This window comes from Brachymonas sp. J145 (genome assembly GCF_036312245.1).
GTDB classification, from domain to species: Bacteria; Pseudomonadota; Gammaproteobacteria; order Burkholderiales; family Burkholderiaceae_C; genus Brachymonas; species Brachymonas wangyanguii.
The window spans coordinates 1-25,414 of record NZ_JAZDCI010000005.1 but is presented as its reverse complement, the minus strand read 5'-3'; the positions used below and the strand labels follow the sequence as shown (position 1 = coordinate 25,414).

Annotated in this window: 25 protein-coding genes; 10 read left to right on the top strand and 15 right to left on the bottom strand. The window is 64.1% G+C overall.

Annotation, left to right across the window (positions count from 1 at the left end; genetic code table 11):
- Window position 1 precedes the first annotated feature (1 nt).
- From V1261_RS06300 to hemC, 3 genes are read right to left on the bottom strand one after another with little or no spacing between them, the layout of a single operon-like run.
- Window positions 2-1,189, bottom strand: a complete 1,188-nt coding sequence (locus tag V1261_RS06300; RefSeq protein WP_329770780.1) for a uroporphyrinogen-III C-methyltransferase — start codon at window positions 1,187-1,189, stop codon at window positions 2-4.
- Window positions 1,186-2,019, bottom strand: coding sequence for a uroporphyrinogen-III synthase (locus tag V1261_RS06295; protein ID WP_329770779.1), 834 nt, complete (start codon window positions 2,017-2,019; stop codon window positions 1,186-1,188). Before V1261_RS06295 ends, V1261_RS06300 begins: the two co-directional genes overlap by 4 nt.
- 2 nt (window positions 2,020-2,021) lie before the next feature.
- On the bottom strand, window positions 2,022-2,957 hold the full coding sequence (gene hemC, locus V1261_RS06290; protein ID WP_329770778.1) for a hydroxymethylbilane synthase: 936 nt from the start codon (window positions 2,955-2,957) through the stop codon (window positions 2,022-2,024).
- A 218-nt stretch (window positions 2,958-3,175) separates the two neighbouring features.
- Here hemC and argH point away from each other — a divergent pair, with 218 nt between their 5' ends.
- On the top strand, window positions 3,176-4,630 hold the full coding sequence (gene argH, locus V1261_RS06285) for an argininosuccinate lyase (RefSeq protein ID WP_329770777.1): 1,455 nt from the start codon (window positions 3,176-3,178) through the stop codon (window positions 4,628-4,630).
- Window positions 4,627-4,902 (top strand): hypothetical protein, encoded by a 276-nt coding sequence (locus tag V1261_RS06280; RefSeq protein WP_329770776.1) that lies wholly within the window; start codon window positions 4,627-4,629, stop codon window positions 4,900-4,902. Before argH ends, V1261_RS06280 begins: the two co-directional genes overlap by 4 nt.
- A 4-nt stretch (window positions 4,903-4,906) precedes the next feature.
- On the opposite strand, the gene V1261_RS06275 is transcribed toward V1261_RS06280, so the two are convergent.
- On the bottom strand, window positions 4,907-5,551 hold the full coding sequence (locus V1261_RS06275) for a lytic transglycosylase domain-containing protein (RefSeq protein WP_329770775.1): 645 nt from the start codon (window positions 5,549-5,551) through the stop codon (window positions 4,907-4,909).
- 7 nt (window positions 5,552-5,558) lie between these two features.
- Window positions 5,559-7,304 (bottom strand): proline--tRNA ligase, encoded by a 1,746-nt coding sequence (locus tag V1261_RS06270; protein WP_329770773.1) that lies wholly within the window; start codon window positions 7,302-7,304, stop codon window positions 5,559-5,561.
- Between the two features lie 125 nt (window positions 7,305-7,429).
- On the opposite strand from V1261_RS06270, the gene V1261_RS06265 reads away from it, so the two are divergent.
- Both V1261_RS06265 and V1261_RS06260 read left to right on the top strand, forming a co-directional pair.
- Entirely contained in the window at window positions 7,430-8,089 is a 660-nt protein-coding gene (locus V1261_RS06265) for an RNA pyrophosphohydrolase (protein WP_329770772.1), read from the top strand.
- On the top strand, window positions 8,086-8,661 hold the full coding sequence (locus V1261_RS06260; protein ID WP_329770771.1) for a CNP1-like family protein: 576 nt from the start codon (window positions 8,086-8,088) through the stop codon (window positions 8,659-8,661). Before V1261_RS06265 ends, V1261_RS06260 begins: the two co-directional genes overlap by 4 nt.
- Window positions 8,662-8,672: 11 nt before the next feature.
- Here V1261_RS06260 and proB read toward each other — a convergent pair whose 3' ends face one another.
- The 4 genes from proB to rplU all read right to left on the bottom strand — a co-directional run bounded on the left by proB (window position 8,673) and on the right by rplU (window position 11,760).
- Window positions 8,673-9,818: a glutamate 5-kinase gene (proB, locus tag V1261_RS06255; RefSeq protein WP_329770770.1), complete on the bottom strand. Its 1,146-nt coding sequence runs from the start codon at window positions 9,816-9,818 to the stop codon at window positions 8,673-8,675.
- Window positions 9,819-9,869: 51 nt separating this feature from the next.
- Entirely contained in the window at window positions 9,870-11,018 is a 1,149-nt protein-coding gene (gene cgtA / locus V1261_RS06250) for an Obg family GTPase CgtA (protein ID WP_329770769.1), read from the bottom strand.
- 149 nt (window positions 11,019-11,167) lie between these two features.
- Entirely contained in the window at window positions 11,168-11,428 is a 261-nt protein-coding gene (gene rpmA / locus V1261_RS06245; protein WP_329770768.1) for a 50S ribosomal protein L27, read from the bottom strand.
- A 20-nt stretch (window positions 11,429-11,448) separates the two neighbouring features.
- Window positions 11,449-11,760: a 50S ribosomal protein L21 gene (rplU, locus tag V1261_RS06240; RefSeq protein ID WP_329770767.1), complete on the bottom strand. Its 312-nt coding sequence runs from the start codon at window positions 11,758-11,760 to the stop codon at window positions 11,449-11,451.
- Between the two features lie 289 nt (window positions 11,761-12,049).
- On the opposite strand from rplU, the gene V1261_RS06235 reads away from it, so the two are divergent.
- The 5 genes from V1261_RS06235 (at window position 12,050) to V1261_RS06215 (ending at window position 16,031) form a co-directional block, all read left to right on the top strand.
- Window positions 12,050-12,979, top strand: coding sequence for a polyprenyl synthetase family protein (locus tag V1261_RS06235; protein WP_329770906.1), 930 nt, complete (start codon window positions 12,050-12,052; stop codon window positions 12,977-12,979).
- 44 nt (window positions 12,980-13,023) lie between these two features.
- Window positions 13,024-13,926 carry a 3',5'-nucleoside bisphosphate phosphatase gene (locus tag V1261_RS06230; protein ID WP_329770766.1) on the top strand — a complete coding sequence of 301 codons (903 nt, stop codon included), beginning with the start codon at window positions 13,024-13,026 and terminating at the stop codon, window positions 13,924-13,926.
- Between the two features lies 1 nt (window position 13,927).
- Window positions 13,928-14,563, top strand: a complete 636-nt coding sequence (locus tag V1261_RS06225; protein ID WP_329770765.1) for an L-threonylcarbamoyladenylate synthase — start codon at window positions 13,928-13,930, stop codon at window positions 14,561-14,563.
- Window positions 14,564-14,602: 39 nt separating this feature from the next.
- The gene (locus V1261_RS06220) at window positions 14,603-15,271 is read left to right on the top strand and encodes a site-2 protease family protein (RefSeq protein WP_329770764.1); all 669 of its coding nucleotides are present in this window, start codon (window positions 14,603-14,605) and stop codon (window positions 15,269-15,271) included.
- 166 nt (window positions 15,272-15,437) lie between these two features.
- Window positions 15,438-16,031: a response regulator transcription factor gene (locus V1261_RS06215; protein ID WP_329770763.1), complete on the top strand. Its 594-nt coding sequence runs from the start codon at window positions 15,438-15,440 to the stop codon at window positions 16,029-16,031.
- 75 nt (window positions 16,032-16,106) lie between these two features.
- On the opposite strand, the gene rimO is transcribed toward V1261_RS06215, so the two are convergent.
- Together rimO and phaR are read right to left on the bottom strand one after the other, a co-directional pair.
- A complete protein-coding gene (rimO, locus tag V1261_RS06210; protein WP_329770762.1) occupies window positions 16,107-17,504 on the bottom strand; it encodes a 30S ribosomal protein S12 methylthiotransferase RimO in 1,398 nt (465 codons plus the stop codon).
- Between the two features lie 59 nt (window positions 17,505-17,563).
- A complete protein-coding gene (phaR, locus tag V1261_RS06205) occupies window positions 17,564-18,160 on the bottom strand; it encodes a polyhydroxyalkanoate synthesis repressor PhaR (protein ID WP_329770761.1) in 597 nt (198 codons plus the stop codon).
- A gap of 102 nt (window positions 18,161-18,262) precedes the next feature.
- Here phaR and V1261_RS06200 point away from each other — a divergent pair, with 102 nt between their 5' ends.
- Window positions 18,263-18,790: a HugZ family pyridoxamine 5'-phosphate oxidase gene (locus V1261_RS06200; protein ID WP_329770760.1), complete on the top strand. Its 528-nt coding sequence runs from the start codon at window positions 18,263-18,265 to the stop codon at window positions 18,788-18,790.
- On the opposite strand, the gene V1261_RS06195 is transcribed toward V1261_RS06200, so the two are convergent.
- From V1261_RS06195 to V1261_RS06180, 4 genes are all read right to left on the bottom strand, one after another.
- Complete coding sequence (locus tag V1261_RS06195) at window positions 18,784-20,544, bottom strand: TolC family protein (protein WP_329770759.1); 1,761 nt, start codon at window positions 20,542-20,544, stop codon at window positions 18,784-18,786. The genes V1261_RS06200 and V1261_RS06195 overlap by 7 nt on opposite strands.
- A 2-nt stretch (window positions 20,545-20,546) precedes the next feature.
- Window positions 20,547-21,812 (bottom strand): HlyD family type I secretion periplasmic adaptor subunit, encoded by a 1,266-nt coding sequence (locus tag V1261_RS06190; RefSeq protein ID WP_329770758.1) that lies wholly within the window; start codon window positions 21,810-21,812, stop codon window positions 20,547-20,549.
- Window positions 21,813-21,814: 2 nt separating this feature from the next.
- On the bottom strand, window positions 21,815-24,103 hold the full coding sequence (locus V1261_RS06185; protein WP_329770905.1) for a type I secretion system permease/ATPase: 2,289 nt from the start codon (window positions 24,101-24,103) through the stop codon (window positions 21,815-21,817).
- A gap of 28 nt (window positions 24,104-24,131) precedes the next feature.
- A protein-coding gene (locus tag V1261_RS06180) for an IS3 family transposase (protein WP_405197982.1) occupies window positions 24,132-25,363 on the bottom strand; the annotation gives its coding sequence in 2 pieces (ribosomal slippage) (window positions 24,132-25,096 and window positions 25,096-25,363; 1,233 coding nt in all).
- Window positions 25,364-25,414 lie beyond the last annotated feature (51 nt).

Sequence of the window (25,414 nt, the reverse complement as noted above, 5' to 3'; positions counted from 1 at the left end):
ATCAGGCCCCCGAAGCTGCGACGGTCGCAGCCGATGCCGCAGGCTGTGCCGGAGCCGGCGCCGAGGCCGCCGATGCTGCCGGCAGCGCCGGAACAATCACCGGCGCAGCCAGTGCCGCCGCATTCTGCGCGGCTGCCAGCGCTGCCTGGGTTTCCTGAATGGTGGGCAGTTGCACGACGTGGATGTTGTTGCCGACCTCTTCCAGCGTCAGCAGCGAGCTGCGTACGGCCTGGGCATCGGACTGGAAGTAGCGGCTCATCATGGCACGCACCTGTTGCACGTCGCTGCGGGCCACTTCAGGCTGGCGCGCCAGCAGCGCCATGCGCGCATTGAGCAGCTGCAGCTTGATGTTTTCACGCAGGTAGTAGCCCTGCTGCGGCTGCAGCAGCGCGGCATCGCGGCTTTCGATGGTGCGCACGCGCACCAGATCGGAGAAGGTATCACTCACATGCGCCCAGCTGCGCTGCCACCAGGGCGCATCGGATGGCAGGCTGGCGGCGCTGCTGGCCTGCGCCTGCCAGGTACGCTCGTTCAGGCGCACCAGATTGCTCTGCAACGGCAGACCGTCGATCTCGCGCAGCACGCCGTCGATACGGCCCAGCAACATGGTCACATCGCTTTCGCTGGTCTGGCGCAGGCGCTCGATATCGCGGCCAATGCTCTGTTCCAGCGGCAGCAGCTTGGGCTGTGCGGCCTGCCTCAGGCGGTTCTGGGCGCTGACCAGACCGGCCAGCAGCGGCTGTACGCCGCCGGTCAGCTGGCTCTGCTGCCAGCCCATCTGGATCGCGGCATCGATATCGACCAGCAGGTTCTCGTCCTTGGCGCGCGCCAGTCCTTGCAGCACGCTGTCGACCTGGGCATTGCGCCCCTCGAATTCGGCGACCTTGGCCGAGAGCAGTGCCGTACGCGCCGTGGCGTCCTGGCTCTGGCGGCTAGCCAGCTCGGCAACTGCCTGCAGCTCGCTGGCCTGGCGGTTCATGTCAGCCACTTGCGTGGCGATCTGGCGCTGCATGCGGCGTGCATCCTGCCAAAGATAGGCCACGCCAGCCATGGCCAGCAAGGCCAGGATCAAGGCCAGCACCAGCCCCACACGTGCCAGCGCCGACATGCCGGCACGTGCCGCTGCCGGGGGAGCGTTCACGGGCATCGGAGCGGGAATTGCAGCGTCGGTCTGGTCGGAGATCGTCATAGCAGTGATTGTATCGACTGGGCCACGTCTGCAAGCACCGGACGCGCCTGCTGCAGTTGCACAAAACCGCAACGGCGTGCATTTTCCGCAATCCGTGGGTGGGTGGCGACAGCTCCATCCGCCGACCAGTCATGCCCGGGCAGCAAGGCCACGGCATGCTCCAGGGCCTGCGAGCTGCTCCAGAGCCAGAGGCAGCGACGTGCCGCCAGCTGCTGGCGCAGGGAGGAGACAAAGGCATCATCCCAGGCAGGCGGCTGGCGCTGGTAGGCGACCACGGTATCGACCGTAACGCCAGCTGCCTGTAGCTGCTGCCCCATCCAGTCTCGGCCAGCGCCCTGGTCCACCTGCTCGCCAGGCAGCAACTGGTCGGTGCCGCGCACGCGCAGCATGCGCCTGCCCTGCTGCAGCGCCTGTGCGACCTGCGGCTGGACCAGCGGCCAGAGGGTTTCGGAATCGAACTGGGCGGCATCGGCCGGCGGACTGTCGATACCCGCTGCGGGGATACCGGTCTGCAGCAGCGCATCGCGCGTGCCGCGGCCGGGCGCCCAGGCACGCACGCCAGCAGCCTGCCAGCGCGCCAGCGCATCCGGCACGGCGGCAAAAAAACCGGTCACGGCCGGCACGCTGACGAAATAGGCCGCGACCAGCTCCGGCAAACTGTCCCAGGCCAGCTGCAGCCGCTGCTGGTAGGCTGGCGCATGGACCGGCGCGGTCACGATCAGCGGCAAGGCCCGGATGTCGACCTCCGGCAACAGCTGCTGCAGCTGGCTGGTCCAGCGGCTGGCCTGCGGCTCCGGCCGCGTCACCAGCACCAGGGGGCGCTGTGCCACCGTCAGCCTGCGTGCACCTGGGCACCGGCGGCAATCAGCTGGCGCGCCACCTGCTCGCCGAGCTGATCGGCCTGTTCCAGCGTCTGTACCGGGGCCGTGGCACTGGCATGCACCAGTCCGCCACTGGCATCGTCTTCACGGCCCCAGGCGGCCTCGATGTGCAAGCTATCGCCATCGAGTGTGGCATGGGCCGCCAACGGCATCGAGCAGCTGCCGCCCATGGTGCGGCTGACGGCCCGTTCGGCGGCGACACGCAGCCAGGTCGGCAGGTGTACCAGCGGTGCCAGCGCCTGCACCAGCTCCGGGCGACCACTGCGGACCTCGATGCCGAGCGCGCCCTGCCCGGCTGCCGGCAGCATCTGCTCCGGCTCGAAGATGGTACGGATGCGATCTTCCAGCTTCAGGCGCTTGAGACCGGCGGCAGCCAGCACGATGGCGTCATACTGGCCTTCATCCAGCTTGCGCAGACGGGTATCAAGGTTGCCGCGCAAGGGCTCAATGCGCAGGTCCGGACGCTGCGCGCGCAGCAGCACGGTGCGGCGCAGGCTGGAGGTGCCGAGCACGCCACCCTGCGGCACATCGTCCAGGCTGGCGCATTGCGGCGAGACAAAGGCATCGCGCGGATCTTCGCGCTCCATCACGCAAGCGAGCTCGAAACCAGGCGGCAGCTCCATCGGCACATCCTTGAGCGAGTGCACCGCCAGATCGGCCCGGCCCTCTTCCAGTGCCAGCTCCAGCTCCTTGACGAACAGGCCCTTGCCGCCCACCTTGCTCAGCGTGCGATCCAGGATCTGGTCGCCGCGCGTAGTCATGCCAAGCAGCGTGACCGTGTGTCCCTGCTGCTCCAGCAGGGCCTTGACATGCTCGGCCTGCCACAGGGCAAGGCGGCTTTCGCGGGTAGCGATGGTGAGGTTCAGGGGAGAAGTTGCTTGTGTCATGCGCGCGCAGGCAGGCCTGCCAGATAAGGTCAATAGGGTGTGGTGCGCCCTTGCGGACGCTGATCCTGATGCTGCGATGCTAGCACGGGCACCGGGGAAAACGCCGGCGGCATTCTGCTGCCACGGCAGGCATCGTTACAATGGGGGTTTGGCTTGCCGCTGCGCAAGCCCCGTCATTTTCTGGCCACTGCGGCCTGTCTTTTCCGATTGTTTCTGCCATGTCCACCTCCCACAACCAGCTCGATACCAAGTCCCAGGCCTGGTCTGCCCTGTTCAGCGAACCCATGAGCGAACTGGTGCAGCGCTATACCGCCAGCGTGTTCTTCGACAAGCGCCTGTGGCAGGCCGACATGCAGGGCAGCCTGGCGCACGCCGAGATGCTGGCCGCCCAGGGCATCATCAGCCAGGACGATCGCGCCGCCATCGAGCGCGGCATGGCGCAGATCAAGTCCGAAATCGAGGCCGGCAGCTTCGACTGGAAGCTGGAGCTGGAAGACGTGCACCTGAACCTGGAAGCGCGCCTGACCCAGCTGATCGGCGATGCCGGCAAGCGCCTGCACACCGGCCGCAGCCGCAACGACCAGGTCGCCACCGACATCCGCCTCTGGCTGCGTGACGAGATCGACCTGATCCTGGGCCTGCTGCGCGAGGTGCAAGGCGCGCTGGTCGATGTCGCCGGCCGCAACGTCGACGTGATCCTGCCTGGCTTCACCCACCTGCAGGTGGCGCAGCCGGTGAGCTTTGCGCACCACCTGCTGGCCTATGTGGAAATGTTCGCGCGCGACGAGGAGCGACTGCAGGACGTGCGCAAGCGCGTCAACCGCCTGCCGCTGGGCAGTGCCGCACTGGCCGGCACCACATATCCGCTGGACCGCGAGCGCGTGGCACGCACGCTGGGCATGGAAGGTGTCTGCCAGAACAGCCTGGACGCCGTGAGCGACCGCGACTTTGCCATCGAATTCACCGCCGCCGCATCGCTGATCATGGTGCATGTCTCGCGCCTGAGCGAAGAACTGATCCTGTGGATGAGCCAGAACTTTGCCTTTATCCGCATCGCCGACCGCTTCACTACCGGCAGCAGTATCATGCCGCAGAAGAAGAACCCGGACGTGCCCGAGCTGGCACGCGGCAAGACCGGCCGCGTGGTGGGCCACCTGATGGGGCTGATCACGCTGATGAAGGGCCAGCCGCTGGCCTACAACAAGGACAACCAGGAAGACAAGGAACCGCTGTTCGACACCGTCGATACCGTGCGCGACACGCTGCGCATCTTTGCCGAGATGGTCGGCGGCCAGCTGAACCCGGCCACGGGCACCAAGGAAGGCGGCATCACGGTCAACCCCGAAGCCATGCGTTCTGCCGCCAGCAAGGGCTATGCCACGGCTACCGACCTGGCCGATTACCTGGTCAAGAAGGGCCTGCCCTTCCGCGATGCCCACGAAGTGGTGGCGCACGCCGTCAAGACGGCGCAGGACCAGGGCGTGGACCTGGCCGAGCTGCCGCTGGCCACGCTGCAGCAGTTCAACCCGGACATCCAGCAAGACGTGTTCGAGCAGGCACTGACGCTGGAAGCTTCGCTGAATGCACGCAATACCCTGGGCGGCACCGCACCGGCGCAGGTGCAGGCGCAACTGGCGCGCCACACGCAGCGCCTGCAGGCAGGCCAGGCATGATCGGCCAGACCGAGATGCTGCTGGGCGCCGCACTGGCGCTGACCGTGTTTGCCTGCTGGCAGATCCTGAGTGGCGTGCTTGGCCTGAAAAAGCATGGCCCCGAATACGCCCGCGCTGTCGGCCGTCGCCTGGTGCTCACCACGATCGCCTTTATCGCGATTCCGCTGCTGATCTGGCTCGGCCAGGACCAGTGGGGTGAGCGTACCGGCCTGTACGCCTTTCTGGCAGGCCTGGTCACGGTCAACGCGATCTGGTTCCGCAAGCTGCGCTAAGGCCCTAGGCCAGCTCCCAGCGACGCTGCGCCGCCATCACGGCATCGGGATATTTCGATTGGCCGCGTGAGCCGTTGTAGCGCCCCAGCGCCATGAACAGATTGCCTTTCTCGCGATTCAGGTAATAGCGCAGGATCGCGCAGCCAAAGCGCAGGTTGGTCTGCTGGTGGAACAGCGCCGCCGGATCGCCATCGCCGATGGTGCGCGCCCAGAACGGCATCACCTGCATCAGTCCACGCGCGCCTACCGACGAAATCGCGAACTTGCGGAAATTGCTCTCGACCTGGATCAGGCCGAGCACCAGCGACACTTCCAGCCCGGCACGTGTCGCCTCGTACCAGACCGTCTGCAGGAACTCGCGCCGGGTAAAGTCGTTTTCCATCCGGTTGCCGAGACGGCGCTGCATCTCGTCCAGCCAGCGCAGGTACTCCAGCTCCTGCTGGCGGCTGCCAAACAGCGGTACGGGCGGCGCCGAACTCATGCGCACCGCGGCGCTCAGCGCGGTACGCACCGAATCGGCCAGATGCTCTTCCTTCTGTGCGCCGGCCCAAGCCAGCGGCCAAGGCGCAGGCGCGAGCAGCCCGGCTCCGCCCCAGCGCGCCGTGGCCTGCAGCCAGTGGCGCCGGGAAAAGGCAGGCGACTGCAGCATGGCCGGCTTACAGGCCCAGCTTGTCGCGCAGCAGCGCGTCGATATCGGCCAGGGCCAGCTTGCTGGCCTCCTTGTCACGACGCTGCTGGTATTCGACTTCACCGGCCTGGATGCTACGGTCGGACAGCACCACGCGGTGCGGCACGCCAATCAGCTCCCAGTCGGCAAACATCACGCCCGGGCGCTCGCCGCGGTCATCCAGGATCACATCCACGCCGGCGTCCAGCATGGACTGGTACAGGCGCATCGCCTCGGCCTTGACCGCCTCGCTGCGGTCCATGCCAATCGGGCAGATCACCAGCGTGAACGGCGCGATCGCCTCGGGCCAGATCATGCCGCGCTCGTCGTGGTTCTGCTCGATCGCCGCTGCCGGCAGGCGCGTGATGCCGATGCCGTAGCAGCCCATCTCGAAGTGTTTCGCCTTGCCATTGACATCGAGGAAGGTGGCGTTCATGGCCTGGCTGTACTTGGTGCCCAGGTAGAACACATGGCCAATCTCGATACCGCGCTCGATCGCCAGCACGCCCTGGCCGTCCGGCGACAAATCACCCTCGACGATGTTGCGCAGGTCGGCGACCAGTTCCGGCTCGGGCAGGTCACGGCCCCAGTTGACGCCGGTGATGTGGGCATCTTCCTGGTTGGCGCCGCAGATCCAGTCGGCCATGATGGCGACTTCGCGGTCGGCCACCACGCGCACCGGCTGGCGCGTGCTGATCGGGCCCAGATAACCGGGGCGCGTGCCAAAGTGCGCCACGATCTCGTCCTCGGTAGCAAAGCGGTAACCCTTGTCCAGGCCCGGCAGCTTGCCGACCTTGACCTCGTTCATGTCGTGGTCGCCACGCAGCAGCAGCAGCCAGATCTGGCTGCCCGTGATGTTGCCGGCCTCGTCCGTCACGTCGGTCGCCAGCACCAGCGACTTGACCGTGGTCTGCAGCGGCACCTTCAGGAACTCGGCGACATCGGCACAGGTGCTCTTGCCCGGCGTCGGCGTGACCTGCATCGCCTGGCTGGCAGCAGGACGCGACTGCGTCGGCGCCAGCGCCTCGGCCTTCTCGATATTGGCCGCGTACTCGCTGTTCGGGCAGTAGACGATGGCGTCTTCGCCGGTGGCGGCGATCACCTGGAATTCCTGGCTCAGGTCGCCACCGATGGCGCCGCTGTCGGCCGCCACGGCACGGTAGTCCAGGCCGAAGCGGTCAAAGATGCGACGGTAGGTGTCCACCATGTTCTGGTAGCTGTCGCGCGCGGCATCGGCATCCTTGTCGAAGCTGTAGGCGTCCTTCATGATGAACTCGCGGCCACGCATCAGGCCGAAGCGTGGACGGCGCTCGTCGCGGAACTTGGTCTGGATCTGGTACAGGTTCTTGGGCAGCTGCTTGTAGCTGCGGAAATCCTGGCGCGCAATGTCGGTCACCGCTTCTTCGCTGGTCGGCTGGATGACGAAATCGTTGTCGTGGCGATCCTGGAAACGCAGCAGCTCGTCGCCCATCTGGTCGAAACGGCCTGTTTCCTTCCACAGCTCGCCCGGCTGCACCACCGGCATGGTCAGCTCGATGGCGCCAGAGCGATTCATTTCCTCGCGCACGATGGCCTCGACCTTGCGGATCACGCGCAGGCCCATCGGCATGTAGTTGTAGATGCCGGCGCCCAGCTTCTTGATGAAGCCGGCACGCATCATGAGTTGGTGGCTGACGATCTCGGCATCGGCCGGGGCGTCACGCAGGGTGGTAATCAGGAACTGGGAAGCTTTCATGGTTCTGCAGGATAGGAAAACACGCCAGGCAACAGCCTTCTCTGCTGCATGGCAACAACTCGTATTCTCGTTGATATCCAGGCCCAACAGTGCATAATGGTCGCATTAAAGAATTGGAGTTGATCATGCTCGACCGGGAAGGGTTCCGCCCCAACGTCGGCATCATCTTGCTCAACCGCAAGAACCAGGTGTTCTGGGGCAAGCGTATTCGCACCCACAGCTGGCAATTCCCCCAAGGCGGCATAGATCGCGGGGAATCGCCCGAACAGGCCATGTATCGTGAACTGCGAGAGGAAGTTGGCCTCCTCCCGCATCATGTCCGCATCGTCGCCAGAACCCGGGACTGGTTGCGCTATGAAGTGCCAGACCGTTTTATCCGCCGCGAATCGCGCGGCCATTACAAGGGCCAGAAGCAGATCTGGTACCTGCTGCAACTGCTGGGTCAGGATTGGGAGCTGGATCTGCGTGCCAGCGATCGTCCCGAATTTGATGCCTGGCGCTGGAATGACTACTGGGTGCCGCTGGATGTGGTCGTCGAGTTCAAGCGCGGCGTCTACGAGATGGCGCTGACCGAACTGGCCCGCTTCCTGCCACGCAACGATCATCGCAACCGCTATCTGCGCAATCCGCAAGGCAAGCCACGCGCCGAGCGCCAGGACGACCCCATGCGTGCCATGGGCAATCTGCGCCCGTTGCAATCTGCAGCCATGCGCAACACGCTGGATCTGCCGCCCGGTGCCAGCTTCGACCCGCAACCCCCTACTGCAGGCGATACCCCATCATGAAGTTCTCCCATTCGCTGGCCGGCTGCGGCCTGCTCGCTCTCGGCCTGCTGGCCAGCACCGCCAGCCAGGCCCAGATCCAGCTCTGGGGTGGTGGTCCCAAGGAAGACCAGCCCGAGATCCTGAAGGAAACGACACAGGAAAGCCCGGTGCCACCGGCTCCGGCGCTGAGCACGCGCAAGCTGGTGGATATCGAGATGCCCGGGTTTTCCGCCATGCGCACCTCGGTGGACCTGGACAGCGTCGAAGTGGCTCCCGATGGCATCGTGCGCTATGTGGTATTGATGCAGGGTCGCGATGGCGCTGCCAGCCGTAGCGCCTACTACCAGGGCATCAATTGCACGACCTTTGCCGTGCGCACCTATGCCCGTTACGATTTCAACACCACGCCTCCCGGCTGGGAAAACGTCGAGACAGACTGGACCAGCCTGCATGACCGCCAGACCAACCGCCAGGCCCGTGCGATTGCCAGCAGCGGCCTCTGCACCGGCCTGACGCCGCCAACGTCTTCGCGCGATGCACGCCGCATCCTGCGCACCGGCCAGTCACTCTGGGACCGCAACGGCGGCTACTGAACCGGCAAGTCTCAGAGCATCACCAGGTTGTCGCGGTGCACGAACTCCGGTTCGGCCGCGTAACCCAGGATCGCTGTGATCTCGCGCGAAGGATGGCGGCATAGCTGGCGCGCCTCGTGGCTGGCATAGTTGGCCAGGCCACGCGCAATCTCCTGCCCTTCCGGCGTACAGATCGCAATCACTTCGCCACGGCGGAACTCGCCGCGCACTTCGGTCATACCAATCGGCAGCAGACTCTTGCCTTCGTGCTTCAGCTTGGCCACGGCACCGGCATCGACCAGCACCGAGCCGTGCAGCTTCAGGTGATCCTTCATCCACTGCTTGCGCGCCTGCATCTTGGGCGTGGTGGCAATCAGTGCGGTGCCGATGATCTCGCCCTGCATCAGGCGCAGCAGCGCATCCGGCTCGCGGCCCCAGGCGATCACAGTGCTGGCACCGGAACCGGCGGCACGGCGTGCCGCCAGCACCTTGGTCAGCATGCCGCCGGTACCAATCGTGCTGCCGGCGCCACCGGCCATGGCCTCCAGCGCCGGATCGCCGGCGCGCGCCACCTGCACCAGCTTGGCCTGCGGATTCTTGCGCGGATCGGCATCGAACAGGCCCTTCTGGTCGGTCAGGATCACCAGCAGGTCGGCCTCGATCAGGTTGGCCACCAGCGCACCCAAGGTGTCGTTGTCACCCAGCTTGATCTCGTCGGTAATCACCGTGTCGTTCTCGTTGATGACCGGCAGCACGCCCAACTCCAGCAGCGTCAACAGCGTGGAGCGTGCATTCAGGTAGCGCTCGCGATCGGCCAGGTCGGCGTGCGTCAGCAGGATCTGCGCCGATTGCAGCTGGTTTTCACGCAACTTGGTCTCGTACATCTGCGCCAGGCCCATCTGGCCAACGGCGGCCGCAGCCTGCAGTTCGTTGACCTCCTTCGGGCGCGTGCGCCAGCCCAGGCGCAGCATGCCTTCGGCGATGGCCCCGCTGGACACCATGACCACTTCGCGGCCATCGGCACGCAGGGCGGCGAGCTGGCGGCACCATTCACCGATTGCCGCCTCGTCCAGTCCGCGCCCTTCGTTGGTCACCAGGCTGGAGCCGACCTTGACGACAATGCGGCGGGCAGACAGCAGCATGCTGACGGGATCGGGCTGGAAGGCAAGCTCGGACATGATGGAGACTCGGGACAGGTTCGGGAAGGTGCCGCAGCACCGGTGTTGTTCTTATTCGGCAGCCGGCTTCTTGCGACGTACCGGGCGCCTGCGGGCGGGTGCAGGCTGCGATTCGGTCTGCGGCGCATCTTCGTCAGGCAGCTCGATGAAGCGCGGATCCTGCTCCGGCTCGGGCGGCAATTCCTCGACCTGGGCCTGATGCACATGCTGGTAGATTTCGCGGATCAGCTGCTCGCAGCCTTCACGCGTGAGGGCGGAAATCTGGTGCACCGGCCCCTTCCAGCGCAGGCGCTTGACCATGTCCTTGACGCGCGCCTCGCGCTCGTCTGCAGGCACCATGTCGAGCTTGTTCAGCACCAGCCAGCGCGGCTTGGCGTACAGCTCGGCGTCGTATTTTTTCAGTTCACCGACAATCGCCTTGGCCTGTGCCACCGGATCAACTTCGTCGTCGAACGGCGCCATGTCGATCACGTGCAGCAGCAGACGCGTGCGCTGCAAGTGGCGCAGGAACTGGTGCCCCAGGCCGGCGCCTTCGGCTGCACCTTCGATCAGGCCGGGCACATCGGCCACGACAAAGCTCTGCTCCGGACCGACGCGCACCACACCCAGGTTCGGGTGCAGCGTGGTAAACGGATAGTCGGCAATCTTGGGGCGGGCGTTGGAGACAGCCGCAATAAAGGTGGACTTGCCAGCGTTGGGCATGCCGAGCAGGCCGACATCGGCCAGCACCTTCAACTCCAGCTTGACGCTGCGACGGTCACCGGGATGACCCAGCGTCTTCTGGCGCGGCGCGCGGTTGATGGAACTCTTGAAGCGCAGGTTGCCGTAGCCACCCTCACCGCCCTTGGCGATCAGGATTTTCTCGCCCGGAACCAGCAATTCGAACAGCGTCTCGCCGGTTTCGGCGTCGGTGATGATGGTGCCGACCGGCATCTTCAGCGTGATGTCATCGCCGGCAGCACCGAACATGTCGGAACCCATGCCGTGCTGGCCACGCTTGGCCTCGAAGCGGCGCGTGTAGCGGTAGTCCACCAGGGTGTTGAGGTTGGTATCGGCAATCGCCCAGACATGGCCGCCACGACCACCGTCGCCGCCATCGGGACCGCCGAATTCCTTGTATTTCTCGTGGCGGAACGAAGCGCAGCCATTGCCGCCGTCGCCCGCAGCGATGTCGATGAACGCTTCGTCAACGAATTTCATGCCAGTATTTCCTGTGCGGATGCCGTGGTTCCGCTGTATCGGCAAATTGTAGGCGATCCGTATCGCCAGAAAACACAAGCCCCGAACCTTGGCGGCATCGGGGCTTGGCGAACCGGCATCCACAGATGCCGTTGGTCAGCTGGGAAGGATTACTCCGCCGGAGTAATGTCCACCACCTGCTTGTTCAGGGCGCCACGGGTGTCGAAAGACACGTGGCCGTCCACCAGGGCGAACAGGGTGTGGTCGCGGCCCACGCCCACGTTGTTGCCAGCGTGGAACTTGGTGCCACGCTGACGCACGATGATGGAGCCAGCGCTGATCAGTTGACCGCCGAACGCCTTCACGCCCAGCATCTTGGGCTTGGAATCACGCCCGTTACGCGTAGAGCCGCCGCCTTTTTTCTGTGCCATGACTTACTCTCCTTCGGGCATCAAGCGTTGATGGAAGCAATTTCCAGTTCTGTGAACTGCTGACGATGGCCCTGGCGCTTCTGGTAATGCTTGCGACGGCGCATCTTGAAGATGCGAACCTTGTCGTGCTTGCCATGAGCGACCACCTTGGCCACTACGGTTGCGCCGGACACCAGGGGAGTTCCCACGGTCAGGGTGTCGCCGTTGCCGACGGCCAGAACCTGATCGATGGTGATCTCGTTACCTTCGTCCGCAGCAATCTGTTCTACTTTAATCTTGTCGCCAGCCGCAACGCGATACTGCTTGCCGCCGGTTTTTATGACTGCGTACATGTGTAAACCTCAAATATGGATTCTTGCCAGACGGATTTCCGGCAAGCCAAAGATATTAACGCATTCCTTCTACGGCGTCAAGCAGGCACCTGCTGCAAAGCAACAATAACAGCCGGAACTGGTCGCAGCCCTCCTTGGGTGCCGTTGCAGCCTCCTATAATCATCGGATGACTTCGAGGTCGCCCGCTTCTTGGCGGAACCACGCGACCGGCCGTTGCCACCCATTTTTCAGGATTCCACCTTGTCTGCCTCGCCACAACAATCTGCCTTGAACCTGGTCGCTCCCGACATGCAGGCCGTGGACCGCGTGATACAGAACCGACTGGATACCCGCGTACCGCTGGTGGCCGAAGTGGCGCAATACATCATCTCCGCCGGCGGCAAGCGCCTGCGCCCGGCCATGCTGCTGATGATGGCCAACGCACTGGGCTACCAGGGCACACTGCACCACCATCTGGCAGCGCTGATCGAATTCATCCACACGGCTACCCTGCTGCACGATGACGTGGTCGACGAATCCACGCTGCGCCGCAACCGTCCCACGGCCAACGCCACCTTTGGCAACCCGGCCAGTGTGCTGGTCGGCGACTTCATCTACACGCGCGCCTTCCAGATGATGGTCGAGACGCACAATATGCGCGTCATGGAAATCCTCGCCGAGGCGACCAACGTGATCTCCGAAGGCGAGGTGATGCAGCTGATGAACATGCACGATGCCTCGCTCGATGAAGCCGGCTACCTGCACGTGATCCGTTCCAAGACCGCCAAGCTGTTCGAGGCCAGCACGCGCCTGAGCGCCGTGATCGCCGGCTGCGACAGCGCCCAGGAAGAACGCTGCGCCGAATACGGCCAGGCACTGGGTACCGCCTTCCAGATCATCGACGATGTGCTGGACTACGAAGGCCAGGTCGAGGAACTCGGCAAAAACGTGGGCGATGACCTGCGTGAAGGCAAGGCCACGCTGCCGCTGATCCTGGCGATGCGCAATGGCTCGCCAGAGCAATCCGCCCTGGTACGCGAAGCGATCGAGAACGGCTCGGTCGAGCGCCTGCACGATGTGGTGGCCGTGGTGCGCAGCACTGGTGCCCTGGACGGCGCCCGTCAGGCTGCCGCCGCCGAGGCACAGCGCGCCATCGACGCCATGGCCACCCTGCCCGTCAACGCCTGGAGCGATGCTCTGCGCGCCCTGGCCGAACAGCTGCAGCACCGCAAAACCTGAGCAAGGCGCCTGCAGCCTGCGCGCTGCATGTCTACAATGGTTGCATGAACGCGACCACCCTCTCCCTGGATGCGGCCCTCAATGCCGACCTCCATTGCCACTCGACCGTGTCCGATGGCACGCAGTCGCCTGAATGGCTGGCACAGCGTGCCGCCGACAACGGCGTCCAGCTCTGGGCGCTGACCGATCACGACGAGGTAGCGGGCTGCGCCCGTGCCGCCACTGCTGCGGCTGCCCTGAACCTGCCCTTTCTGGCCGGCGTGGAAATCTCCATCACCTATATCGACAAGACGGTGCACATCGTCGGTCTGGGCGTGGATCCGGAACACCCTGGCCTGGTCGAAGGCCTGCGCCAGACACGCGGCGGCCGCGACGAGCGCGCGCGCGAAATCGCCGATCAGCTGGCGGCTGCGGGCATCCCCGGCGCCTACGAAGGCGCACTCCAGTTTGTCGGCAACCCGGACCTGATCTCGCGCTCGCACTTTGCCCGCTTCCTGGTTGAAACCGGCGTCTGCGCCGATGTGCCCGAAGTGTTCCGCAACTACCTGACAGAAGGCAAGCCCGGCTACGTGCCGCACCGCTGGGCCTCGCTGGAACAGGCCGTGCAATGGATCCGCGATGCCGGCGGCGTCGCCATAATCGCCCATCCGGCACGCTACGATTTCACGCCGCAGGAAGAGCATGCCCTGTTCTCACGCTTCAAGGAGCTGGGCGGACAGGCCGTGGAAGTCATGACCAGCAGCCACTCTGAAGCCGAAGTGCAGCAGTACGCCCAGATGGCGCGCGACTATGGCCTGCATGCCTCGCGCGGCAGCGATTTCCATTCGCCCAACGAAAGCCGCATCGACCTGGGCACCTTGCCTGCACTGCCCGCTGGCCTGCAGCCGGTCTGGCAACTGCTGGCCAGCCGCATCCGCTACCCGCAACCTGTTGCCACCGGAGCCTGACATGGCCTTTCTGCTCGACATCCACCCCGAAGATCCGCAACCGCGCCTGCTGCGCCAGGCCGCCGACATGCTGCGCAAGGGCCAAGTGCTGGCGGTGCCCACCGATTCCAGCTATGCCCTGGTCTGCCATCTGGACGACAAGTCCGCCAGCGACCAGCTGCGCCGCATCCGCCAGATGGACGACAAGCACTTGCTGACCCTGCTTTGCCGCGACCTGAGCGAGCTGGCCAGCTATGCGCGTGTCGACAACCGCCAGTTCCGCCTGCTCAAGCAGGCCACGCCCGGCCCCTTCGTGTTCGTGCTCGAAGCCTCCAAGGAGGTGCCGCGCCGCCTCAGCCATCCCTCGCGCAAGACCATCGGCCTGCGCGTGCCGGCCCACAAGACGCTGCTGGCGCTGCTGGAAGAACACGGCGCGCCGTTGCTGAGCGCCACGCTGATCCTGCCCGGCGAAGACGACCCGCTGAACGATCCCGATGAGATCCTGGACCGGCTGGAACACCAGGTCGCTGCCGTGGTCGCCAGCGGCAGCTGCCCGCTGCAGCCCACCACCGTGGTCGACCTGACACCGATGGACAAGGGCGATGCCCCGGAACTGATCCGTCAGGGTGCCGGCGATCCGGCCCTGCTCGGCCTCTGAGCCGCTCCGGGCCAGCCCTGCCTTCACGAAAGTATTGCCATGGATATCAGCCAGCTCATCCAGAACATCAGCATCTATGCCATCCCGGTGCTGCTGTCGATCACCCTGCACGAAGCCGCACACGGCTATGTGGCACGCCATTTCGGCGACAACACGGCCTGGAGCCTGGGCCGCGTCACGCTCAATCCGTTCAAGCACATTGATCCGGTCGGCACCATCCTGATCCCGATCGCGCTGCTGTTCATGACCGGCGGCAAGTTCCTGTTCGGCTACGCCAAGCCGGTACCGGTGCGCATGGACCGGCTGCGCAATCCGCGCCGCGACATGCTGTGGGTCGCGCTGGCCGGTCCCGGCTCCAACTTCATCCAGGCGATTTTCTGGGCCTCACTCTACTACCTGCTGCAGCTGGGCGGCATCCGCGAGGAATTCTTCCTGAAGATGTGCACCGGCGGCGTGCTGGTCAACGTGGTGATGTTCGTGTTCAACCTGTTTCCGCTGCTGCCGCTGGATGGCGGTCGCATCCTGGCCAGCCTGTTGCCGCCCAGGCTGGCCATGCAGTTTGCCCGTATCGAGCCTTTCGGCTTTTATATCGTGCTGCTGCTGGTGGTCACTGGCGTAGCTGGCGCGATCTGGATGATGCCACTGATGCATGCCACCTATGGCGTAATTGAAACTTTGATGGCACCTTTGCGCGCACTTTTGCAGTAATCCCCATAATTACTATAAAATGCTGGACATGCATTCTTAAGCGATCATCACAGCGTCAATCTTCTGCAAGTTTGGCCAAACATGTGATCATCCTTATTCCAAAGGGTTGACTACCTTGAGGGTCGCTGCATGTAATGCTCCCCTGTGATTACCACACCCTCATACCATGTCCTATTTCATCATCGAAGACCACCCCCTGTACCGCGAAGCCCTCGGCAACCTGATCCGCCGCATCAAGCCGGGCACGGAAGTGGTCGAACTGGAACGCGTTGGCAGCCTGCCGCTCGCCGTCAAGACCCATGGCGAACCCGATGCCATCCTGCTGGATCTGACCCTGAGCGACACCCTGGGCTATTCCGGCATCCGTGAAATCCGCCACCACTACCCGAACGCCCTGCTCGTCACGGTCTCCGACCTGCCGGACGGTGAAACCGATGCGTCCTGCCTGGAAGCCGGCAGCGATGCCTACCTGTCCAAGCAGCTCAACAGTGCCGAACTGTATACCTCGCTGCGCCAGCTGCTGATTCCGGACAGCGTGGAAGAAGAAAGCCCGCTGACCAACAGCAAGCTCTCCAAGCGCCAGGTGCAGCTGCTGGCCGCGCTGGAAGAAGGGCTGAGCAACCGCGACATCGCCGAACGCCTGGGCATCAGCGAGCACACCGTCAAGGTGCACCTGTGGCGCCTGTTCCGCCGCCTTGGCGTCAAGAGCCGCACCCAGGCCATCCACACGGCGCGCCTGAACGGCCTGTTCAACCAGTAAACCGGTCCCGTCCAAAAGCACAACGCCCCGTCTGCACTGCAGCGGGGCGTTGTCGTTGGCGGGTGTCAGGTCGGATCAGATGGGCAGCGCCACCAGATCGTGGCCGTCGGTATCGACGATGCGCGCCTGGGTAAAGGTACCGACCTTCAGCGTCTTGCTGATCTTCTGCGGCGGCAGCAGACGCACCAGGCCATCGATCTCGGGAGCATCGGCATAGCTGCGACCGACGGCACCCTTCTTGCCCAGCTGCGGCGCATGGTCTACCAGCACCTGCATGGTGGAACCGACACGCTGCTTCAGCTTGCTGATCGACACGCTTTCGGCCACAGCCATGAAGCGTGCACGACGCTCTTCGCGCACATCATCGGGCAAAGCACCCGGCAGTTCGTTGGCCGTGGCACCCTCCACCGGGGAATAGGCAAAACAGCCAGCGCGATCAATCTGTGCCGCCTCGACAAAGTTCAGCAGATCCTGGAACTCGGCCTCGGTCTCGCCCGGGAAGCCGGCAATGAAGGTGCTGCGCACCACCAGCTGCGGGCAGAGCTCGCGCCAGCGCTGCAGGCGCTCCAGGTTGCGCTCACCGCTGGCTGGGCGCTTCATGCGCTTGAGCACATCGGGATGGCTGTGCTGGAACGGAACGTCCAGATACGGCAGGATCAGGCCCTCCGCCATCAGCGGGATGATCTCGTCCACGCTCGGGTAGGGGTAGACGTAGTGCAGGCGCACCCAGGCGCCATGTTCGCGCGCCAGCTGGCCCAGAGCCTGCGCCAGTTCGAAGGTGCGCGTACGGATCGGCTTGCCATCCCAGAAGCCGGTGCGGTACTTGACGTCCACGCCATAGGCCGAGGTGTCCTGGCTGACCACCAGCAATTCCTTGACGCCGCCTTCGAACAGGGCCTGCGCCTCTTTCAGCACATCACCAATCGGGCGGCTGACCAAGTCACCGCGCATCGATGGGATGATGCAGAAGGTGCAACGGTGGTTGCAGCCTTCGCTGATCTTCAGGTAGGCATAGTGGCGCGGCGTGAGCTTGATGCCGGCAGCCGGCACCAGATCCATGAAAGGATCATGCGGGCGCGGGCAATGGCTGTGCACGGCGTCCATCACCTCCTGCGTGGCGTGCGGACCGGTCACGGCCAACACGCTGGGGTGGATCTCGCGTACCAGGTTGTCGCCGCTGGCGCCGCTGCGGGCACCCAGGCAACCGGTGACGATCACCTTGCCGTTTTCGGCCAGGGCCTCGCCAATGGTGTCCAGGCTTTCCTTGACGGCATCATCGATAAAGCCGCAAGTGTTGACGATCACCAGATCAGCACCGGCAAAGGTCTTGGAGGTGTCATAGCCCTCGGCGGAGAGCTGGGTCAGGATCAGTTCGGAATCGGTCAAAGCTTTCGGGCAGCCGAGACTGACAAATCCGATCTTGGGGTTGCTGCCACTGGCAGCAACAGGGGGCGTGTTGGTGGATGCACTCATGGTGCATTATTGTCGCAGCTTCCACCGTTTCTGGCAGCCCCCTGCCCTGTCAATAAGGATCAGCGCTTGGGCTGGAAGGCCGCCAGCCACTGCTGCATATTGGCCTGGTACTGGTTCTGCAGCTGGTCCTGCATTTGCTGCATGGCCTGCTTGGACTGCTCGGAATAGTTCTGCATCATGCTCTGCACCATCTTCTGGCCGGGCATTTCCAGCATCTTGCTCCAGGCATCAGAGTTGAAGCCCGGTGTCATCTCCATCATCTTCTTCTGCATGTCGGCAAAGGCCTGGATATTGCTTTCCAGGTTGGCACCGAAAAAGCCCTGCATGGCATGGCCGTAGAAGCGGATGATGTTGGCCAGTACCGCCTCGGTAAAGATCGGGCTGCCGCCGGCTTCTTCTTCCAGGATGATCTGCAGCAGGATGCTGCGCGTCAGGTCATCGCCTGTCTTGGCATCACGCACCACGAAGCGCTCGCCCTGCATCACCAGCGCCTTGACCTCGGTCAGCGTCACGTAGGACGAACTGGTGGTGTCGTAGAGCCGGCGGTTGGGGTATTTCTTGATGATGCGCAGGGACGGATCGCTGGCGGTGGCCGCGGTGTCGTCCGCCGGCAGGTCGGTCTGGGAGCTGGGCTTGGCAGTCTTGGAGGTGGCCATATACTTGATCCTTCTGGGCACGACTTGGCAAAATGCACCAATCGTGTGCACTCCTCTGATGATACCTGTTCCACAGCACCCTCTTACGTCCGGTTAACCCCTATGCCTCCTGAAGCTTCCCGATTCCTGCAAGCCACTGACGAAGCGGCGCTGTACCTGGCCTGTCGTCTGCTGGGCGAAGCGCGCCATGCCAGCCTGGGCGTGCTGCAGCCGGACAACGGCATGCCGGCCCTGAGCCGGGTAGCACTGGGTCACGATGTCCAGGGCCTGCCACTGATCCTGATCTCGCAACTGTCGGCCCACTTTGCAGCGCTGCAGCAGGATGCACGCTGCGGCCTGCTGGTAGGTGAGCCGGGCGCGGGCGATCCGCTGGCACACCCCCGGCTGAGTCTGGAGTGCCTGGCAGAGCGCACGGACGATACCGAACGCGCCCTGTTGCGCGATGCCTTTGTCGCCTGGCAACCCAAGGCGAAGCTGTATGTGGATTTTGCCGACTTCGCCTTCTGGCGGCTGCGACCACAGGCGGCCAGCCTCAACGGCGGCTTTGGCAAGGCCTGGCGGCTGGAAGGCCAGAATCTGGCCCTGCTGTTGCAGCGGCTGGGCCAGCGCCCGCCGCTGGGCAATCAGTAGGTGCTCAGACCGTCCGCATCTGGCTGATCGAAGCGCGAGACGATATTGGTGCTGGGCACGGCTGCCTGCGGCGTGCTGTCAGGCGCGGCTTCGGCAACGACCTCCGCGACAGGCATAGCCTCCACAGCCACCACCTGCTGCACCTCAACCACCGGTTCTGCCGGCAGCTGCTCTGCTGCTGCGGCTAACGCCACCGGCTCTGCCGCAACAGGCTCGGGCTCGATCCACTGGACCGGCTCGACGGCTGCCACCGGAACCACAGCCGGTTCGGGTTCGGCCGGCGCATCGGCACCCAGGTACTCGCGTGCCGACACCACCACCGGTGCCGGCGGCTGTGCATGCACCGAGGGCATTGCCGTACCAGAGGGATGCACATCGTCGTGCGCGCCTACCAGCAGCGGCTCAGCAGGTGCGGCAACCGGTTCGACGGCTGCCGGCACCACCACGGCGGCCGCCGGACGCTGTGGCGCCACCGACATCACCTGCGGCTGCACCGCCGGTGCGCCAGCACTGTGACGTGCCCAGTCATTGATGGAAGCGGTCGCGTCCAGATAGGACAACACGGCACGGCGGTAATCGTTCTCGGCCGTCACCTTGGACACCTCGACCGAAGCCAGTTCGGCGTAGGCGTTCAGCAGATCCAGCAGGCTGCGTCGGGCGATGCGGAACTGCATCTGGTACAGCTCCACCACCTTCTCGGAAGCACCGATCTGCTGCTGCGCCGCCATCGCCTGCAGCCGGCTCTGGGCCATGTCGGATTCGGCGGTCTGGGTCTGCTCGTCGATTTCGCGGTTCAGCATGTCCACCCGGCTCTGCGCTGCCAGCAGCTGCTTGGCGGCACTTTGCTGGCTGTAGTAGGCACCACGGTCCAGGAAGTCCCAGTTCATCACGACGCGCGTGTACTGGTCGTCCTTGCCGACAGCGGCCATCAGGTCCACCTTGGGCCAGCGCGAACGCTTGAGGTTTTCCATTTCCTCGCGCGTGGCGTCCATTTCATATTGCTGCGCCAGGATGGTCGGGTTGGTGGCCTTGCTGTTGTCAGGCACCACCTTGCGCCAGTCCGGACCGAAGGGGTTGCCCAGCGTCACGTTCTTGTCGGTATAACGGCTGAGCTTGCTCAGCGCCAGACGCAGGCCTTTTTCATACTGCACCAGGCGCATGCGCACCTGCAGCGCGCGGGCCTGGGCCTGGACCAGTTCGTAGTCACGGCCCGGGTCGTGCTGCACGATCACGCGCAGGTCGTCGATGATGCGGTCGTGGCGCTGCAGGTTGCGCTGCTCGGTATCCAGCAGTTCGCGGTTGCGCAGCGCTGCCAGGTATTGCTCGCCCATCAGCATGGCCAGGTTTTCCTGGGTTTCGCCGATTTTTTCACCGTAGTATTTCTGGTGAAACTCGTCGCGCCGGATCTGCGAGCGTATGGCACCACCAGAGAACAGGTTTACCCGACCGACCAGCGCCACCGGATCGGCTGAATCCATGCCATTGCTGCGCTGGATGTCACCAGTCGCCTGCACGCCCACCACCGGCCAGTGGCCAGAGCGCGAACGCTGCGTCTGCATGGAGGCCTGTTCCTCGCGCGCACGTGCTTCCAGCACCGAGGGGTCGCGCTCGGTGGCATCGACGATCAGGCCGGCCAGGCCGGTAGCTGCCGCCGTACCGGACCAGAGCAGGCCCGCCATCAGGCAGCTGATGCCGGCGCAGACGGCCGCCAGCCGTGGCTGCCAGGAGGTGGATGTGTTGGACTTCTTGCGCATGCTCAACGCTCCCGCAGTGCCTGCTTCAGGCGGGTAATCGGCTTGACCAGGTACTGGAAGATGGTCTTTTCGCCGGTACGGATGTCAACCGAGGCAATCATGCCCGGGATGATGGGCATGGTCTCGCCCTTCTTGTCGCGCAGCGTATTCTGTTCAGTCTGGATGATGACGCGGTAGAAGGATTCGTCCGGGTTGAGCTTGAGTTCGCTCGGGCGGCGATTGTCCTGCAGCGTGTCCGGGCTGATGTGCGTCACCTTGCCCTCCAGGCCACCATACAGCGAATAGTCGTAGGCAGTCAGCTTGACCGTGGCCGGGGCATCGGGGTGAATGAAGGCCACGTCCTGCGGACGAATGTAGGCCTCGACCAGCAGCGGGCCGTCCAGCGGCACGATTTCCATGATGTCCTGGCCGGCGCTGACCACGCCACCCACAGTGTTGATCTTGATGTTCTTCACGATGCCACGCAGCGGTGCCTTGATCGCAGCACGGTTGACCGGGTCGGCACGCGCCGCCATGGTTTCCGTGCTCTGCGCCAGTTCGGCCTCGACGCGCACCAGCTCGGTGTTGGCATCGGCCTTGAACTTGTTGCGACGCTCGGTGATCTGCATGTTCAGGTCGCTCGACTGGCGACGCAGGCGCAGCAGCTCCACCTCGGACACCACGCCCTTGCCGACCATGGGCGCCGTCATGGCGATTTCGCGATCCAGCAGCGCCTTGGTCTGGCGCATGCTGCGGATGCTGTCATTCACGGCGCGGACACGGGAATGGTAGGCAGCCGTCTCGCGCTGTACCAGTTCCTGGCTCAGGCCTGGCTTGAAGGCCAGCGGCACGCCATAGGATTCGGAACGCAGACGCGCAGCGCTGGCTTCCAGCGCCTGCACCTTGTTCTCGGTTTCCTTGTAAATGGCGGTGCTGCGGGTATCGTCCAGGCGCAGCAGGACCTGGTCCTTCTCGACCACATCGCCTTCACGCACCAGCATCTCGGACAGCACGCCCGGATCCAGGCTCTGGATCACCTGCTCCTTGCTGCTCGGGATCACGCTGCCCTGGCCACGCGCCACTTCCTCGACGCTGCTGAAATAGGCCCAGACCACGAACACCACGAGGAATACCGCCAGCAGGCTGATGGTCCAGGACATGCCGCGGTGCTTTTCATGCTGCATTGCGGCCTGCAGGTCATTCAGCAGCGGCAGATCCTTCTTGCTGATCTTTTCGCCGGAGGCTTGCTGGCCACCATGGCCAGCGTTTTGCTTGTCTTTGCCAAACATCTTCAGTTACCTGTCGGGGTAGGGTTCTTGTCGCTTGTATCTGTCACGGCGGCAGCGGGTGTTTCGGCAGCAGGAGCTGCGGCAGGCGCGGCTGTCTGCTGGACACGTACCTGCGCGTTGGCAGGCTGACCATCGGCACGACGGCTCACCACCACGCGTTGCGTACGGGGCGCTGCACCATCAGCCGATGCGGCTGCCGGCTGGATGGTGGCCGTGACCTGCTGCCCTGCAGCAGCACCCGCCTGGGCGGCACGCTGCTGCGCCTGTTGCTGTGCGTCTCGCTCATTAGCGGCCAGGCGCTGCAGCACGGCATCGCGCGGGCCATCCATGATGATCTTGCCCTGGTCGACGACGATAATGCGGTCGACGATATTGAGCACCTGCGGACGGTGCGTGACCACTACCATGGTGCGCTTGCTCTTGCTGACCCAGTCGGCAATGCCGCGCAGGGCCGCCATCTCGGTCATCTGGTCCAGGCCACTGGTGGGTTCATCCAGCAGCACCACGCTCGGATCACGCAGCGTCATGCGGCTCAGGCCGACCAGCTGGCGCTGGCCACCGGACAGGCCGGCACCGTCTTCACCCAGCGGCATGTTCAGGCCCATCGGATGCGCACGCACGATGGATTCGAGGCCGAAACGCTGCAGTGCGGCCACCAGCTCCTCGTCGGTGCTGAGGCGGTCCATGCGGCCCATTTCCAGGTTTTCGCGCAGCGTTCCGAGGAACAGGCGCGGCTGCTGGCTGAGCAGGCTGATGTGGTTGCGCACATCGGTCGGATCGATCTGGCGCACATCCATGCTGTCAAGCAGCACGTTGCCCTTTTGCGGCTCGTACAGGCCGGCCGCCAGGCGCAACATGGTCGATTTGCCACTGCCGATACGGCCCAGCACACCGACGCGTTCGCCGGCCTTGATCTGGAAACGCATCTCCTTGCAGACATCCGGACCCTGCTCGCCGTAATGGAAGCTGACGTTGTCAAAGGCCAGGTCGCCGCGGATATGGGTCGGGCTGATATAGCTGCGGGTATGGTCGCGTTCGGTCTTGCGTTCCACCACCTGGTTGATGCCCTGCAGCGCCATGCGCGCCTGCTGGAAGCGGATCATCAGGCCGGCCACCTGCGACAGCGGCGACAGCGCACGGCCAGACAGGATCACGGTAGCGATCAGCGCACCCATGGTGATACGCACGGCCGGATCCTCATGGTGGATCAGGTAGGTACCCCAGAGCACCAGGAAGACCGTGTTGGCCTGTTGCACCAGCATGGAGAAGTTGACCACCAGGTTGCTGATGTCCTTCTGCTTCATGGAGGCGGAGGCGGTGGAAGCGGTAAAACGCTCCCAGCGCTGCTGCGCCCAGTTGGTGGCGTTGTTGGCCTTCAGTGTCTCGATACCCTCGATGGCCTCGACTGCCAGGCCCTGGCGCTGCGAGCTTTCCTTCATGGAGGCGTTGATCGAGCGCGCCAGCGGACGCTGTGCCAGAAGACCGGCGATCACCACGATCGGAATCGTCAGCAGCGGCACAAAAGCCAGACGGCCGGACACCATGGACATCACGAACACGAACAGCAGCACGAAAGGCAAATCGATCAGCACCAGCAGGCTGGCACTGGTCATGAAGTCACGCACCGATTCGAAGTCGCGCAGGTTGTTGGCGTAGGAGCCGGAGGACGCCGGCTTTTGCGTCAGGTCGAGCGACATGACGCGGCGGAACAGCGCAGAGCTGATGATCAGGTCGGCCTTCTTGCCGGCGATATCGGTCAGGCGCGCACGCAAGGTCCGCGCGATGAACTCGAACAGGTTGGCCAGCAGCACGCCGATACTCAGCACCCACAGGGTTTCGTAGCCCTTGTTGGGAATCACGCGGTCGTACACGTTCATCACGTACAGCGAGCCGATCAGGGCCAGCACGTTGATCAGCACGGTGGCAAGCACCACCTGCGAGTAGTAGCTGCGGAAGCGCCAGATGACCTTCCAGAACCAAGCCTTGCCCATGGTGTACTCGGGCAGCTCGGAACGGTTGTCCAGCTCGGGCTTCATCTTGACGAACCAGCTGTAGCCCAGGTAGCGCGCCTCCAGTTCCGTATGGGACACCGTGCGCGTGCTGCCTTCCTGCTCCATCAGGGTGTAGCGGCGCTGTGCGCCCTCGCCCTGGATCTCCGACACCAGTTCGGCATCGCCATCGGTGGTGAGCACCAGCAGGGGCACGGCCAGCGCCGGCACATCCTGCAGCGGGCGCTCGCTGAGCTGGTTTTCGTAGCCATGGCTGAGCAGAACTTCACGCAGGCTGTGCAGGTCGGGACGACCTGGAGTTCCCCCTATCTCACGGACGGTTGAGCGCTGAAGAATTCAGCGCGGTAACGGTGGTATTTTCTACCGGGGACTGCCCGGATTGTGCATTGATTTGCTCGAATTCGTTGGGAGCAAGGTAGCCCAGTGCGCTGTGCAACCGATGTGGGTTGTACCAGCCCTCTATCCAGGTAAACACGGCATGCCTGGCCTCGGTCTGGCTTTTCCAGCTTCTTCGGTTGACCAGTTCGCATTCCAGGCTGGCAAAGAAACTCTCGGCCATGGCGTTGTCGTAAGCATCCCCCACCGATCCCATGCTTGGGCGCACGCCCATTTCCTCGCAACGCTTGCCAAACACCGTGCTGGTGTATTGGCTGCCCTGATCGGAGTGGTGGATGACGCCCTGGGGCTTGCGCGTGAAGGCGGCCATCTCCAACGCCTGCACCACCAGATCGGCCGTCATGCGCGTGCCAAAGGCCCAACCCACTACTTTGCGGCTGTATACGTCGATGACTACCGCCAGATAGGCAAACCCGCTCCAGGTAGGCAGGTAGGTCATGTCTGCCACCCAAAGTTGGTTAGGAGCATCCGCCGCAAAGCGGCGATTGACCAGATCGCTGGCCAGCCCAGCCTCTCGATCACGGCGCGTTGTCACGCACCAGCCGCGCCGGCGGCTGACACCCTTCAGACTCGCCTGACGCATCAGGCGTTCGACGCGCTTCTTGTTGACGATCACCCCATCGCGCGCCAGTTGCGCGACCATGCGCGGCACGCCGTAGGTGGTATCGCTCATCTGATGGATGGCTTTGATGCGCAGCAGCAGCTCGGCATTGGCCTGATCGCGTGCACTGGGTCGGCGATTTAGCCAGTCGTGGTAACCACTGCTGGACACACCCAACACCCGGGCCATGGTGCGTATTGGGAGATCGGCCTGGTTCGCCTGCATCAGCGCGTAGACGGCGTGGACGTCTTCTCGCTTTGTCCGGCAAACCAGGCCGTAGCCTTTGCCAGGATGTCGCGCTCCGTTTGAAGACGCTTGACCTCCCGGCGCAAGCGGACGAGTTCCTCGCGCTCGGACGTTGTCAACACATCCTTGCCGGATAACGGCTTGCCAGCATCGGCTGCAGCGCGTGCAACCCAGTTGGCAATGCTCACCGCTGACACATCGAACTCACGTGCCAGCTCGGATTGGCTGCGACCGGAATGAAACAGCTCGACGATCTGCTGTTTGAATGCCTCGGGGTACGGGGGCTTGGTTTTTCCCATGGGGGCTCCTTTCTTCTCAGTGAAAGTGTCCGTCAAATGGGGGGAACTCCA